The sequence below is a fragment of the Rhizobium sp. B21/90 genome (genome assembly GCF_019355815.1).
GTDB lineage: Bacteria > Pseudomonadota > Alphaproteobacteria > Rhizobiales > Rhizobiaceae > Rhizobium > Rhizobium rhododendri.
On sequence record NZ_CP072162.1, the window covers coordinates 2,700,042 to 2,714,328 of the forward strand.

Consider the following 14,287-nt stretch of genomic DNA (forward strand, 5'->3'; position numbering starts at 1 on the left):
TTTGGCCAAACAGGTGCTATTGCTGAATAGTGCGCTCAACTTTAAACAGGACCGGTTAGACCCCGTCCGGAGCATAGCATGGCCGTTTTCACCCGCCGCAATCTCATCAAGGCTTCAGCCGTAGCCGGCGTTTACGGTGTCGGCATGGGTCTGGCGGGTCGCTTCGGACGTGCCCAGGCAGCGCCGGAACCGGTTATCTTGAAATCAAACAAGATCCAGGCCAACATCACCGGCACCGAGATGACCAGGGACGTGCTGACTTATGGCGCCGATGGCATGCCGCCGGTGTTGCGCATGCGCCAGGGCGAACCCTTTGCCGCAAGACTGATCAACGGCATCGACGAGCCGACGACCATCCACTGGCACGGCATGCGTATCCCCAATGCGATGGACGGGGTGCCATTCCTGACACAGCCCTATGTCTATACCGGCGAAAAATTCGAATATGCCTTCACGCCGCCGGATGCGGGCACCTTCTGGTATCATCCCCATTGCAACACTCTGATCCAGATGGGCCACGGCATGACCGGGGTGATCGTCGTCGATAATCCGAAGGATCCGCAATTCGATGCCGAGATCGTCGTCAACCTGCGCGACTGGCGGCTTGGTGGCGACGGACAGTTCATCGCCCAGTTCAAGCCGCGCGACTCGGCACGGTCCGGAACCTACGGCACGGTACGTTCGGCCAACTGGCAGATCGAACCGCAATACGACGCGCCCGCCGGCGGCCTCGTCAGGCTGCGGCTGGCGATTACCGACGTGACGCGGATATTTTCCTTCAAGATCGCTGGCGCAGAGGCTGCAGTCATCGCCATCGACGGCAACCCGGTGCCAAAGCGCTTTCCTCTCGACGTGCTGCAACTCGGGCCGGGCCAGCGGCTGGAACTGGCCATCCGCATGCCGGACAGCGAAGGGGCGCTTGTCACGCTTGAGGATATCCATGGTACCAGCCCGAAGACGCTGGCGACGCTGAAGGCGGTCGGTAGCTCGCTCAAGCGCGACATGGGCGATCTGGCGCCGCTGGCCGCAAACCCGGTGGCCAAGGCCGATGTCGGGGCCGCGGAGCATATCCCGATCATCCTCAGCGCGACGGCGGAGGATACGTCGACCGACAGCATCTGCGGCTCGCTCGGCTACAGTTTCTGGGCCATCAACAAGGTGCCATGGCCGGGCGACACGCCGGACCCGACGGCGCCGCTGGCGGAACTGAAGCTTGGCAAGAGCTATGTGTTCGACATGGAAAACCTGACGCCGCACTCCCATCCCATACACCTTCACGGGATGAGCTTCACGGTGCTTTCCTCGACAACCGGCGCTGTCCAGCCATTCGTCTCCGACACCTATCTCATTCAGCCGAACGAAAAGGTCCAGCTTGGCTTCGTCGCAGACAATCCCGGCGACTGGCTGCTGCATTGTCACATCATCGAGCATCAAAAGACTGGCATGACCAGCTATCTGCGGGTCGTTTAGCCTTCGGGCTCGTCAGCTTATTGACATATCGAAGCGAAAGGGAAAGGAAGGTTCAAGAACTAATTTCGTATGAATGTGTCCAAATGATCGTAACTTCCGCCGAATTAGAGGCGGCCTGCCAAGAGCTGGCCAAGTCAGAATTCATCACCATCGATACCGAATTTCTTCGCGAGACGACCTTCTGGCCGGTGCTTTGCCTGATACAGATGGCGAGCCCGACAACCGAGGTCATTGTCGATCCGTTGGCGCCCGGCATCGATCTTGCGCCGTTTTTCGCGCTGATGGCCGACACCTCGGTGCTGAAGGTATTCCATGCCTCGCGCCAGGACATCGAAATCATCTACAATCGCGGAAACCTGATCCCGCATCCGGTGTTCGACACGCAGATTGCTGCGATGGTCTGCGGCTTCGGCGACTCGGTCTCCTATGACCAGCTTGTCAGCCGTATCAAGAATATCCAGATCGACAAGACCTCGCGCTTTACCGACTGGACACACCGTCCGTTGACGGAAAAGCAGCTCGACTACGCGCTTGCCGACGTTACCCACCTGCGCGACGTCTATATTTTCCTGCGTGACGAACTGGAACGCGAAGGCCGCGCCTCCTGGCTTGCTGAGGAAATGGCGATCCTCGAATCGCGCGACACCTATGACCTGCATCCGGACGATGCGTGGCAGCGGCTGAAGATGCGGCTGCGCAAGCCGCAGGAACTGGCCGTGCTGAAATACGTCGCCGCCTGGCGCGAGCGCGAGGCCCGCAGCCGCAATGTGCCGCGCTCGCGGGTGCTGAAGGACGATGCGATCTACGAGATCGCCCAGCAGCAGCCGCGTGACGTGGAGGCATTCGGCCGCCTGCGCACCGTTCCGAAGGGCTGGGAACGCTCATCGGCCGGCGGCGCAGTGCTGGAGGCTATCAACGCCGCTCTGGACATGCCGAAGGCCGACATGCCGCATGTTCCGCGCCATACGCAGGCCCCGGAAGGGACCGCTGCCGCTGCCGAGTTGCTCAAGGTGCTTTTGAAGCTGATTGCGGAAAAGAACGCCGTGGCGCCTAAGGTGATCGCCAACAGCGAAGACATCGAACGGATCGCTGCAGAAGGCGACAAGGCCGACGTACCGGCCCTTTCCGGCTGGCGTCGAGACTTGTTCGGCGATACCGCGCTGAAACTCATCAAGGGCGAGGTCGCGCTGCGGTTTGTAGACAAGAAGGTGGAGACGATCGCCATCTAGCGGGAACCGTCTTCGGACCGAAAAGGCTTGACCGCAGCAGTTGGGCGGGATCAATAACGGCAGACGTCTGTCATCTGCCTGTCGGAACGAACCATGCGAACTCTGCCCACGGCGTTGAACTGGCTTGCTATCGCTGCCGTCGTTGCGTTGTCCGGTGTTTTTTACGGCGCGGCTTTCTATCCCGAATCGCACTTCTATATCGGAGCCATCTTTGCCCTGACGACCGGCATGCCTGTGCTGGTCTTTGAGCGTGGACTGGTGCTGCCCGGTCTTTACTATCGCGTCCATCGGCTGCCGACACCGGCCTATATTCCCATCGCGCTGCTGATCGACCTTGCGCTCATCAGCGTCGGCTATGCGATTTCTGGCAGCCTGCTGAAAATCATGGGCATAACCAACACGAGCTGGGCGGAGGCGACCATCCTGTCCGCCGAGGTTCTGGTCTATGCGCTGTCGGTTACCGCCCTGATGGTTTTCATCATGCGTGTCCGCGAGCTGCTGGGCCGCGATGTCTTCATAAGCTTGCTGACAGGCCGCTACCGTAATCCGGTGCCGGAGGAACGGGTCTTTCTGTTTATCGATCTGGTCGGCTCCACGGCATTTGCAGAGCAGCACGGCGACCTCAGGACGCAGCAGTATCTCGGCTCGCTGTTCGGGACATTCGCCGAACAGATCCGTCGCCATAACGGTGCCATAGACGATTACATCGGCGATGCCGCCATCGTCACGTGGCCGCTGCAACGCGGCATCAAGAACGGCTGCTGCGTCCGTTGCATTTTCGATATCTTTGCAAACATCGAGAAGAACAAGGATGTCTGGCTGAAGGTCTACGGCCAGGTCCCGCGTCTGCGCGCAGCCCTGCACGGCGGGTCGGTGATCACGGCGGAAATCGGCGTCGATCGTCACAAGATCACCTATTTCGGAGACACGGTGAACACCACTGCCCGCCTCGAGGGTCTTTCGAAGACATTGGAAAGGCATGTCCTCATCTCGTCCGACCTTGCCGACCTCATGACATTGCCCAAAGGCATCCATGCGGAATATCTCGGCAACCACGCGGTCAAGGGACGTGGCCGGGAGGTCGGGGTCGTCGCTCTGACCGACCTTGGCGACGGAATTGCGCGCCCGCCATCGCAGCTTTCGCTCAATCTCGGAAAAGCGTCCTGAAGTTGTGCTTCGCTGTCATCAAAACTTAATCCGAGCATAATCTCACAGACACGATCCCGCCGTAACTCCTCGGGCGTCAATCCCGACCGGAACTGGTGAGAATCATGACCAAAATCCTTTACGCCTCCGTGGCGCTTTCCCTATTGATGTCGTCTCAGGCTTTCGCCGAGGAAAAGGCCTTTCCGGCAACCCTGACCGCACAGGCCATTCTGCCTGCCAACACGATCATTGCAGCGCCTGCCGATGCGCCGGACTTCCTGAAGACGGCCGGTAAATTCACCACTCCCGACCGTAAGCGCGCCACCGTTCTCGGCAGCGTCCCCGGCATGGACGGCTTGGTGAAAACCGATCTCGCGCTGCCCTTCGATGGTCAGGCCGTGCAGGGTTTCTCCGGCATCAAGACCATGCCGGACGGCACCTTCTGGAGCCTCTCCGACAACGGATTTGGCTCGAAGGCGAATTCCAGCGATGCAGCGCTAATGTATCACCACCTCAAATTCGACTGGCATAGCGGCAAGGTCGAGGTTCTGAAAACAGTCTTCCTCTCCGACCCGGACAAGAAGGCGCCCTTCCCGATCGTTCTCGAAGGCGCAGAGAAGCGCTACCTCACCGGTGCCGATTTCGACGTCGAATCGATCCAGCCCGTGGCCGACGGTTTCTGGACGGGCGAGGAATTCGGTCCCTACATGCTGCATTTCGACACCGAGGGCCGACTGACCAACGTGATAGCCACCGTCGTCAACGGCAAGCCGGTCAAATCCCCCGACAATCCGACGATCTCGCTGCCGGCCAACCCCACACTCAAGCTGCCAGCCTTCAATCTCGCTCGCTCGCGTGGCTTTGAAGGGCTTGCGAAGTCGCCGGACGGCACAAAGCTTTATGCTCTGCTGGAAGGCGCGCTCTATCAGGACGACGGGTCTGTGGAGAAGGTCGACGGTCAGCCGGCACTGCGGATCATCGAACTCGACGTTGCTGCGAAAAACTGGACCGGACGTTCCTGGCTCTATCCGTTCTCGCCCGGCGGCGAATCGATCGGCGATTTCAACATGCTCGATGCCAGCACCGGGCTGGTGATCGAACGCGACAACGGTGCCGGCACCGGCGACAAGGTCTGCGCCGATCCGAAGGCGCCAAAGCCCGATTGCTTTGCCGTCGCCGCCAAGCACAAGCGCGTCTACAAGATCGAAATGACCGAAGAAAACGTCGGAAAGGCCGTGCGCAAGATCGGCTATATCGACTTGATGCACATCGCCGACCCAAACAACAAGAAGCGCCAGGGCGGCGGCGAAGGTTTCTACGACATGCCGTTCGTGACCATCGAGAATGTCGACCGCGTCGATGCGACCCATATCATCGTTGGCAACGACAACAACCTGCCGTTCTCTTCCGGCCGGACACTCGGCAAGGCTGACGACAACGAGTTCGTACTTCTCGAGGTCGGCGAGTTCCTGAACGCGAAGTAAGTTGAACCCGCCTTCTCCCCACCGGGGAGAAGATGTCCGAAGGACAGATGAGGGGACGGTCCGGAAGTGTCGTCCCCTCATCGCCTCGCATTCGCTCGGCACTTCTCCCGCAAGGGCAGAAGTTAGATGCTCGGGCTATTCGAAGCGGAACGCCAGGCGCTTGCCGGTGAGTTTGCCCAGTTGCTGCAGGCGTCCGTCGAGGCGCTCGCCGGCAAAATCGCGATATTCCGGGGGAACGACGAAGTCGAGGTCGACATCCGGATCTTTGGACCGCTGGAATGTGAGGTTCCTGACGACGCCGGGCATCGAGGCCGAGAACAGATAAACGACGCGCAGAAGGCCGCCGAGCAGCTTGGCACGCTCGATGAAGAGCGGCGTAGCGATCGTCGCCAGCGGGCCGGTGGCGCTGTCGTCGCTCAGGCCCTCGTAGCGGTAATAGCTGGTGAGGGCGAGAAAGGCACGACCGGCATGGGTAATGCCGACGAAGGAGGAGTTGGCGATGACGTTGAGCGCCTGCAGGCCGCGATAGTCGGGATGGGCACGCCAGCTGATGTCGGCCACCAGGCACGCAGCCTGGCGGTAGCGGTTTTCTTCCTCGGTCTCATTGACCCCGAAGAAAGGCATCATGCGACCCGTCCAGTCCGCAAGCTCCCGCGCGTGCTCCGGCGAACGGGCGCGCAAGATGGCGAGTTCTCCGGCAGCGGCCAGCAGAGGGTCGGCGTGGCGCTCGTGCTCGTTGAGCAGCGAATAGAGATAGCCCTCGCGCACGCCCTGCGACGAGAAGGAGACGCGCGCCGGCTTCATTGCCAGCAGGACTTCCTGCAGCGCAATGGCGCCATAGGGCAGCAGCGAGCGCCGAAACTTCGAGACGGACTGGAAGATCGGGTCCTTGCTGTCCTTGGCGACGGCCACCTGATCGAGAAAGCGCAGCATCTCGTCGAGCGGCAATTCATAGCCCTGCATCATGTGAAGCGGATAATCGCGCACCTGCATGTGCAGCTTGGCAATGTTACGCCAGGTGCCGCCGACCGCATAGAAGGTGCGTCCTTCGCCACCGCCCAGCAGTTTTGCGGTACGGACGTGCTTGCGGGCAAAGGAATGCGCCTTGGCGAGCGACCCGTCGGCATATTCCGACAGTCGCAATCCGCCGAGCGGCAGGGTGATCCCCTGGCCGAACTTGTTTCCCTTGATATCGATCAATTCCAGCGATCCGCCGCCGAGATCACCGGCAATTCCGTCCGCAGCGTGGAAACCGCTGATGATGCCATAGGCGGAGAAAAGCGCCTCTTCCTCGCCCGACAGCACGCGCACCTTGCGGCCCAGAATTGTTTCCGCCTGATGGATGAAGTTGGGACCGTTGCTGGCCTCGCGAGCAGCCGCTGTCGCCAGCACATACATTGTACGGGCGCGGGCCTGGTCTGAGAGAGCCCGAAACCGGTGCAGCGCCGCCAGCGCGCGCAGCACGCTCTGCTCGTCCATCTTGCCGGTCAGGGCAAGACCCTTGCCGAGGCCGCAGAGGACCTTTTCGTTGAACAGGATCGTCGGCGAACGCGACAGGCCTTCATAGACGACAAGCCGCACGGAGTTTGAGCCGATGTCGACGACGGAAACGGGGGCAATTCCGGGAAGGCGCCCCTGAGCTTCTGATTCCACCATGCGATTCCAGCTATGACTTCCGGCGCGACAACAGGCCGGCAATGAGTTTCGGCGCACTGGACTTCAGGGCCTCGCCGCGCCCGGACAGGCTCGGATTGGTCATGAAATACTGCTGCGCGTTGAACGGCTCTTTCCCCTTGCGCACTTCCATGCGCCTGGAGGTACCGTCGGGCAATATCTCGTAGCTCTGCTGGTTGTCAATCAGGTTGCCGAGCATGATCTGCGACAAAACCTGCTCGTGTACCGTAGGGTTAAGAAGAGGCACGAGAGTCTCGACGCGCCGGTCGAGATTTCGCTGCATCATATCGGCAGATCCGATGTAGACCAGCGCCTTGTCCGACGGCAGGCGATAGCCGTTGCCGAAGCAGAAGATGCGGCTGTGCTCGAGGAAGCGGCCGACGATAGACTTGACGCGGATATTCTCGGAAAGCCCGGCCACCTGGGGCCTGAGGCAGCAGATGCCGCGAATGACGAGGTCGATCTCGACGCCGGCGTAGCTGGCGCGATAGAGCGCATCGATGATCTCTGGATCGACCAGCGAATTCATCTTCATCCAGATCGCAGCCGGACGCCCTTCGCCTGCGTGGACGATCTCCTGCTCGATGTGCTTGAGGATACGCGAGCGCAGCGTGTAGGGCGAAACCGCGATCTCCATGCTCTCGGCAGGCTCGCCATAGCCGGTGATGAAATTGAAGATGTTCGCCATGTCGTGGGCGATCTTCGGGTTGCAGGTGAAGTAGGACAGGTCGGTGTAGATCTTGGCGGTAATCGGATGGTAGTTGCCGGTGCCGAGATGGCAGTAGCTGCGCAGCCTGCCCTCCTCGCGACGGACGACCAGCGACATCTTGGAGTGGGTCTTCAATTCGATAAAGCCGAAGACGACCTGCACGCCGGCACGCTCCAGGTCGCGCGCCCAGCGGATGTTGGCCTCTTCGTCGAAGCGGGCTTTCAATTCGACCAGCGCCGTCACCGACTTGCCCATTTCGGCAGCGTCGATGAGGGCGCGTACGATAGGGCTGTCGTTGGAGGTACGGTATAGCGTCTGCTTGATCGCCAGCACGTCCGGGTCGCGCGCCGCCTGAATCAGGAACTGGACGACGACGTCGAAGGATTCGTAAGGGTGGTGAACCACCATGTCCTTCTCGCGGATGGCGGCAAAGCAGTCGCCCGCATGCTCGCGCACGCGCTCCGGGAAGCGGGCATTGTAAGGTTGGTAGCGCAGATCTTCACGCGGAGCCTTGGTGATTTCGGACAGCGTGTTCAGCGCCAGTAGACCGGGCAGGACAGCAACGCGATTGTCCGGAACACCGAGCGCCGTGACGACGAAGTGTCGCAGCGGGGCAGGCATTTCGGAATCGGTTTCGATGCGGATGACCGAACCGCGACGGCGGCGCTTCAGCGCCGTTTCGAAAAACCGCACCAGGTCTTCGGCCTCTTCCTCGACCTCGATGTCGCTGTCACGGATAAGCCGGAATGTGCCGGATCCCTGCACCTCGTAGCCCGGATAAAGACGATGGATGAAGATGTTCACCACGTCCTCGAGCGTGATGTAGCGAATGACGCCATTGGCGTCCGGCAGACGGATAAAGCGATCAAGCGCCGGCGGCAGGCGCAGCAGCGCCGTCATGGCCTCGTGGCCGCGCATGCTGTTCAATTGCAGGGCAATGGAGAAACCGAGATTGGGGATAAACGGAAAGGGATGGGCCGGGTCGATCGACAGGGGCGTCAGAACGGGAAAGATCGACTGGTCGAATTCGTTGGCAAGCCACTGGCGGTCAGCCTCGGACAGAGCCGCTGATCGGACGATGAGGATGTCTTCCTTGGCAAGGTATTGCTGCAGGACGGCGAGCGAGGCCTGCTGCTCCATCTGCAGGTTGTCGATCTCCCTCAGGATGTCGTTCAGCTGCTCGGCAGGGGTCTTGCCGTCGGGACTGCGCACGACGATGTTCTGGCGCACCTGGCCTTCGAGGCCGGCGACGCGGACCATGAAGAATTCGTCGAGGTTGGCGGCCGAGATAGACAGGAAGCGGACGCGTTCGAGCAGCGGATGGGCGGTGTTCAGGGTTTCTTCAAGGACGCGCCGATTGAACTGCAGCCACGAAAACTCGCGGTTGATAAAGCGCTCCGGGCTGTTCATCAGATCGCTGATCGGCGGCTTCGCAACGATCTCCGGTTCGCCTTCCTCCGGAAGTTCTGCGACTGAAGACTCCATATGCACTTGCCCCTGTTTATCTGCGTTGGACATCAATTTGACGAAGAAACTGTCACAGTCAATCACATTGAATCGAAATTGCCCAATTCATTCAATACCTCAGACGCGAGTCCTCGCGTGATGCGGGTACCGCGAGACAACGCCAGGCGATCCAGCCGATCGACAATGGTCTGGGCGGCGCCAAGCGAACGCTCCATGCGGCCGACAATATACAGGACCAATTTGTCATCGATATAAAGCTGGCGGTCGGCGAACAGCTTGACGATGACCTGCGACAGCAACTCCTCATCGGGCTCGCCGATCTCGACGGTCGTTGCCGCCTTGAGACGCGAGATCAGGTCTGGAAGCGTTACCGGCCAGGAGATCGGCCACAACCGGCTTGTGATCATCAGGCTGGTGCGGTTTTCGCGGACGCTGTTGATAACATGGAAGAGTTCGGTGTCGTCGAAGCCCACTCTGTCCGCATCCTCGAAGATCACCGGTCCCGAAGCCGCTGCAGGCGCGGCATTGCCCCCCTTGACGGGGTGAATCTCGACGGCGCCGCTCTGCTCGCGCCAGATGCTTGCAAGGTGGGATTTTCCGGAGCCGACGGGACCCGCGAGGATGACCACAGGCGACGGCCAGGCGGGCCAGCTGTCGACGATGGCAACGGCTGCCTGCAGCCGTGCGGATACGCGCAGGTCGTCGCGGCCGCTGGCGGCATCGTGAACGAATGCCAGCGGCAGCTGCTCGGCGCCGCGGCGCCTCGGATCAGCCTTCCTCACATCGCTCATGGTCGCTTTATTTCTCGATGTTGCTGTCGATAACCTTGCGCGCCGGCAGGATCAGCGTGCGTCCATGGTAAAGGTCGCTCTCAAGATACCGTGAAAGGGCGAAGCGGACAAGCACGCCACAGGCCGCCGCTGCCGGCACGGCGATCAACAGTCCGACAAAGCCGAACATGATGCTGAAGGCAAACAGCGCAAACATCAGCCAGACCGGATGCAGGCCGACGCTCGAGCCCACCAGCTTCGGCTGCAGGATATTCCCCTCGAGAAACTGGCCCGTGAAGAAGACGGCAAGCACCAGCGCGATCCAGGGATAGTCGGGCCAGAACTGTACCAGCGCGACGCCGGCGGCGAGAAACAGGCCCACCAAGGAACCGACATAGGGAATGAAGCTGATCATCCCCGCGAACATGCCGATCAGCAGGCCGAAGTTCAGGCCGACCAGCGACAGGCCGACGCCGTAGTAGACGCCGAGAATGATGCACAGCGAGCCCTGGCCACGGATGAAGCCGGCGATTGCCTGGTCGATCTCGCGGGCGATCTGGCGGACGGAACCGACATGCTCGCGGGGGATCCAGGCATCGACCTTGGCGATCATGCGATCCCAATCGAGCAGCATGTAGAAGGCAACGACGGGCGTGACGACCATCAGCGAGACGATGTTGACCAGCGCCTTGCCGGAGCTCCAGAGCTGTCCGAAAAGTCCGGCAACGAAGCTGACGCCATCCGACATGATCGTCGAGATGTTGTCCTTGATCGTGCCTGCCTGATTGCGGATCCACTGCGGCACGATCGAGTTCTGGGTGTTGGTGATGAACTGCTGGAACTGCTCCACGTAGCCGGGCAAATGCTGGAGAAAGTCGTTGAACTGGTTGACGATGATGGGGATCAGGATCGTCAGCGCCAGCGCAAAGATCAGCACGAAAACAACGAGGATGACGAGGGTCGCCATGGTTCGGCTGAGACCGCGACGCTCAAGCCAGTCGGCGACCGGATCGAGAAAATAGGCGATGGCCATGCCGGCGATGAAGGGCAGCAGGATCGAGCTGAACAGGAAAAGGAAGGCAATGAAGAAAGCCAGGATCGCGAGCCAGAAAAAGACCTGCCGCTTCAGATCGGTGACGCTCGATGGTTGTTGCTCCATGATATTCCTGATCTTTGCTGCTGGTGACGTTGAATTAGCACATAGGATAGCCGCTCAACTAGCGTCAAGATGATAAGGGGCAATGGCGCGAGCGAGCGACGGTCGGTGAAAATCGGGGGTTTGATCGCCAACGCCTTGCATAAAGAGACTTGCCATGCAATGGCGACCCGGTCAAAACCCTATTGCCAGGGCGCAAGAGCGCCGACCGGAGACCGCAGCATGAGCCAGTCGGGAAAAAACGGCCTTACTTATAGCGACGCAGGCGTCGACATAGATGCCGGCAACCTCCTCGTCGAGAAAATCAAGCCCGCGGTGCGCTCGACGCGCCGGCCCGGCGCGGATGGCGAAATCGGCGGTTTCGGCGGCCTGTTCGACCTGAAGGCCGCAGGCTTCACCGACCCCATTTTGGTGGCTGCCAATGACGGCGTCGGCACCAAGTTGAAGATCGCCATCGACGCCGATTATCACGACACCGTCGGCATCGATCTCGTCGCCATGTGCGTCAACGATCTGGTCGTTCAGGGCGCAGAGCCCTTGTTCTTCCTCGATTATTTTGCGACCGGCAAGCTCGACACCGACCAGGGAGCCGCCATCGTCGAAGGTATCGCTGCCGGCTGCCGCGAAGCAGGTTGCGCTCTGCTCGGCGGCGAGACGGCGGAAATGCCGGGCATGTATTCCGACGGTGACTACGATCTGGCGGGCTTTGCAGTCGGTGCTGCCGAGCGCCACCAATTGTTGCCGACGCGCGACATCACCGAAGGCGACGTCATTCTCGGACTTGCCTCCTCCGGCGTCCATTCGAACGGCTTCTCGCTAGTGCGCAAGATCGTCACGCTGTCCGGCCTAGCATGGGATGCGCCTGCCCCGTTTGCAGAGGGAAAGGCTCTCGGCGAGGCGCTGCTGACGCCGACCCGCATCTACGTCAAGCCGCTGCTGAAGGCGATCCGCGAGACCGGTGCGCTGAAGGCGCTGGCTCACATCACCGGCGGCGGCTTTCCGGAAAACATACCGCGCGTGCTGCCGAAGAACCTTGCCGCCGAGATCGATCTTTCCGCCGTCAGGGTGCCGCCCGTCTTCTCGTGGTTGGCCAAGACCGGCGGCGTCGAGGCGAACGAGATGCTGCGCACCTTCAACTGCGGTGTCGGCATGATCGTCGTCGTTGCCAAAGAGAATGTCGATCGCGTTACGCAAGCCCTCGAGGCTGAAGGTGAAAGCGTCATCGTTCTCGGCCGGATGATCGGTCGTGCCGAGGGCGCGGCAGGCACCGTGTACAAAGGAACCCTCGCCCTATGAGCGAAACGCGCAAACGCGCCGTCATCTTCATCTCCGGCACCGGTTCCAACATGATGTCGCTGATCAAGGCGGCACAGGCGCCTGACTATGCTGCCGAAATTGTCGGCGTCATTTCCGACCGGGCCGAGGCCGCTGGCCTTGCCAAGGCGCAAGCGGAAGGTATCCCGGCCTTCGCCATCCCGCGTGTCGACTTCAAAAGCAAGGAAGCCCATGAAGCGGCCATTCTTAAGCGGCTCGACGAGCTTCAACCGGACATCATCTGCCTTGCCGGCTACATGCGGCTGCTGACCGGTGATTTCATCAAGCGCTACAAGGGGCGGATCATCAATATCCACCCCTCCCTCCTGCCACTGTTTCCCGGCCTGAACACCCACCAGCGGGCGCTGGACGCCGGTATGAAGATCGTCGGCTGTACCGTGCATTTCGTCACCGAAGGCATGGATGAAGGCCCGGTCATCGGCCAGGGTTCAGTCGCGGTGCTGGTCGACGATAATGCCCAGACACTGGCTGCCAGGGTGCTCACCATCGAGCACCAGCTCTATCCCCTCGCACTCAGACTGATTGCCGAGGGCAAGGTGCGGATGGAAAAAGGCGTCACCGTCACCACCAACGAGGCCGGCGGAACGCTGATCCCTCCCGCGCTGAAGAAGCTGATCGGCCTGCTGGTCGATCCCGACAAGGCCTGACAGGCGGCTTTTCCCGCTTTCAGGCGACCAGCGCCGGATGCAGATGGAGCGGATGCAGCGTGCCGTCGCTGTAAACCACGCGGCCATTGCGGAATGTTGCACGGATGCGCGGCACGTCGCCGGGCTCAACGGCAATCAGATCCGCCTTCTGTCCGACCGCGATCTCTCCCCGGTCCATCAAACCCGCTGCGCGCGCCGGATTGCGGCTTGCCATTGCGACGGCTGCAGGAAGGTCGCCATCCAGCGCATCGGCAATCTTGAAGGTCGCCGACAGGAACGCGGCCGGATGATAATCGGCAGCGATGATGGTCAGCAGCCCGGCGCGGGCGGCGTCGAGCGCACTGAGGTTGCCGATCATCGACAGGCCACGCAGCGCATTCGGGGCACCCATCAGCGTCCACAGCCCGAGCCGACGGGCTTCCTCTGCAGCTTCTAGCGTCACCGGAAACTCGCTGATGGTGATGCCGAAACCGTTCATCTCGACGACTTTGGCAGCACTGTCGTCATCATGGGAGGCGAGCGAGATGCGGTGCTTCAGTGATAGATCGGTGATCTCGCGCAGCCGCTTGTCAACCTCGGGGTTGTTGCGGCGTTCCACGCGAAGGGCGACGACTTCGGCCGCTGCCTCTGCCGAAATTCCCCGCTGCGCCGACATCCGCTCCTTATAGGCTTCGACGTCGTTGTACTGTCCCTGACCCGGCGTGTGGTCGGTCAGCGATACCATGTCAATGAGATCGTCCTCGATAAGCTTTTCAAGCACCGGTGAGGCTGCAAGGTTGGTGATCTCGTAGCGGGCATGGACGCGGTGATCGACCAGCAGGCCGGCCTTCAGCCGGTGGATGCCTTCGATGATGGTACGGGTATTTTCCAACGAGCGGATATGGCCGTAGACGCTCTCGGTCGCGAATGACAGCGCGGCGTAGGCCGTGGTGATGCCGGAGGCTGCCAGTTTCTTGTCGAGTTCGTGGATGCCGAAATCGATCGGCATCATCGCATTCGGCCGCGGCGCGATCTCGCGCTCGATCATGTCGCCGTGCAGGTCGACAAATCCGGGCATCAGCAACCGCCCGCCGCCCTCGAAGGTGGCCTCCGCCACAGGTTCCGCCCTGATCTCGGCAATCGCCCCGTCGTCGATCCGGACGGCGCCGTTGTCGATCACTTCATCGGCAAGGACGAGCTTGAAATTGTTGAGCCACATGG

11 protein-coding genes are annotated in these 14,287 nt (G+C 61.0%); 6 read left to right on the forward strand and 5 right to left on the reverse strand.

Annotated features, from left to right (window positions below; genetic code table 11):
* Nucleotides 1–78: 78 nt before the first annotated feature.
* The 4 genes from J5278_RS12985 (at nt 79) to J5278_RS13000 (ending at nt 5,329) form a co-directional block, all read left to right on the forward strand.
* Nucleotides 79–1,470: a multicopper oxidase family protein gene (locus J5278_RS12985; RefSeq protein WP_142829616.1), complete on the forward strand. Its 1,392-nt coding sequence runs from the start codon at nt 79–81 to the stop codon at nt 1,468–1,470.
* 83 nt (nt 1,471–1,553) lie between these two features.
* Nucleotides 1,554–2,699 carry a ribonuclease D gene (gene rnd / locus J5278_RS12990; protein WP_209183375.1) on the forward strand — a complete coding sequence of 382 codons (1,146 nt, stop codon included), beginning with the start codon at nt 1,554–1,556 and terminating at the stop codon, nt 2,697–2,699.
* A gap of 93 nt (nt 2,700–2,792) precedes the next feature.
* Complete coding sequence (locus J5278_RS12995) at nt 2,793–3,866, forward strand: adenylate/guanylate cyclase domain-containing protein (protein ID WP_209183373.1); 1,074 nt, start codon at nt 2,793–2,795, stop codon at nt 3,864–3,866.
* Nucleotides 3,867–3,970: 104 nt separating this feature from the next.
* Nucleotides 3,971–5,329 (forward strand): esterase-like activity of phytase family protein, encoded by a 1,359-nt coding sequence (locus J5278_RS13000; RefSeq protein WP_209187380.1) that lies wholly within the window; start codon nt 3,971–3,973, stop codon nt 5,327–5,329.
* Nucleotides 5,330–5,464: 135 nt separating this feature from the next.
* Here J5278_RS13000 and ppx read toward each other — a convergent pair whose 3' ends face one another.
* The 4 genes from ppx to J5278_RS13020 form a co-directional block, all read right to left on the reverse strand.
* Nucleotides 5,465–6,985 carry an exopolyphosphatase gene (ppx, locus tag J5278_RS13005; RefSeq protein WP_209183369.1) on the reverse strand — a complete coding sequence of 507 codons (1,521 nt, stop codon included), beginning with the start codon at nt 6,983–6,985 and terminating at the stop codon, nt 5,465–5,467.
* Between the two features lie 10 nt (nt 6,986–6,995).
* Entirely contained in the window at nt 6,996–9,197 is a 2,202-nt protein-coding gene (locus tag J5278_RS13010) for an RNA degradosome polyphosphate kinase (RefSeq protein ID WP_142829626.1), read from the reverse strand.
* Nucleotides 9,198–9,259: 62 nt separating this feature from the next.
* Nucleotides 9,260–9,970 (reverse strand): DnaA regulatory inactivator HdaA, encoded by a 711-nt coding sequence (hdaA, locus tag J5278_RS13015; protein WP_209183367.1) that lies wholly within the window; start codon nt 9,968–9,970, stop codon nt 9,260–9,262.
* Nucleotides 9,971–9,977: 7 nt separating this feature from the next.
* A complete protein-coding gene (locus J5278_RS13020) occupies nt 9,978–11,108 on the reverse strand; it encodes an AI-2E family transporter (protein WP_111220480.1) in 1,131 nt (376 codons plus the stop codon).
* Nucleotides 11,109–11,327: 219 nt separating this feature from the next.
* Between J5278_RS13020 and purM the strand changes: the two genes are divergently transcribed.
* Both purM and purN read left to right on the forward strand, forming a co-directional pair.
* Nucleotides 11,328–12,401: a phosphoribosylformylglycinamidine cyclo-ligase gene (gene purM, locus J5278_RS13025; protein WP_209183365.1), complete on the forward strand. Its 1,074-nt coding sequence runs from the start codon at nt 11,328–11,330 to the stop codon at nt 12,399–12,401.
* Nucleotides 12,398–13,087, forward strand: a complete 690-nt coding sequence (gene purN / locus J5278_RS13030) for a phosphoribosylglycinamide formyltransferase (RefSeq protein ID WP_209183363.1) — start codon at nt 12,398–12,400, stop codon at nt 13,085–13,087. The genes purM and purN overlap by 4 nt, the downstream gene beginning before the upstream one ends.
* A gap of 19 nt (nt 13,088–13,106) precedes the next feature.
* Here the strand turns inward: purN and J5278_RS13035 are convergent, their stop codons facing one another.
* Nucleotides 13,107–14,285 carry an alpha-D-ribose 1-methylphosphonate 5-triphosphate diphosphatase gene (locus J5278_RS13035; RefSeq protein WP_209183361.1) on the reverse strand — a complete coding sequence of 393 codons (1,179 nt, stop codon included), beginning with the start codon at nt 14,283–14,285 and terminating at the stop codon, nt 13,107–13,109.
* Nucleotides 14,286–14,287 lie beyond the last annotated feature (2 nt).

Excerpts from the sequence above, each read along its gene's own strand:
- purM (WP_209183365.1), top strand. The coding sequence starts at position 11,328 with ATGAGCCAGTCGGGAAAAAACGGCCTTACTTATAGCGACGCAGGCGTC.
- J5278_RS13010 (WP_142829626.1), bottom strand. The coding sequence starts at position 9,197 with ATGGAGTCTTCAGTCGCAGAACTTCCGGAGGAAGGCGAACCGGAGATC.
- ppx (WP_209183369.1), bottom strand. The coding sequence starts at position 6,985 with ATGGTGGAATCAGAAGCTCAGGGGCGCCTTCCCGGAATTGCCCCCGTT.
- J5278_RS12985 (WP_142829616.1), top strand. The coding sequence starts at position 79 with ATGGCCGTTTTCACCCGCCGCAATCTCATCAAGGCTTCAGCCGTAGCC.
- J5278_RS13000 (WP_209187380.1), top strand. The coding sequence starts at position 3,971 with ATGACCAAAATCCTTTACGCCTCCGTGGCGCTTTCCCTATTGATGTCG.
- J5278_RS12995 (WP_209183373.1), top strand. The coding sequence starts at position 2,793 with ATGCGAACTCTGCCCACGGCGTTGAACTGGCTTGCTATCGCTGCCGTC.
- J5278_RS13020 (WP_111220480.1), bottom strand. The coding sequence starts at position 11,108 with ATGGAGCAACAACCATCGAGCGTCACCGATCTGAAGCGGCAGGTCTTT.
- rnd (WP_209183375.1), top strand. The coding sequence starts at position 1,554 with ATGATCGTAACTTCCGCCGAATTAGAGGCGGCCTGCCAAGAGCTGGCC.
- J5278_RS13035 (WP_209183361.1), bottom strand. The coding sequence starts at position 14,285 with ATGTGGCTCAACAATTTCAAGCTCGTCCTTGCCGATGAAGTGATCGAC.
- hdaA (WP_209183367.1), bottom strand. The coding sequence starts at position 9,970 with ATGAGCGATGTGAGGAAGGCTGATCCGAGGCGCCGCGGCGCCGAGCAG.
- purN (WP_209183363.1), top strand. The coding sequence starts at position 12,398 with ATGAGCGAAACGCGCAAACGCGCCGTCATCTTCATCTCCGGCACCGGT.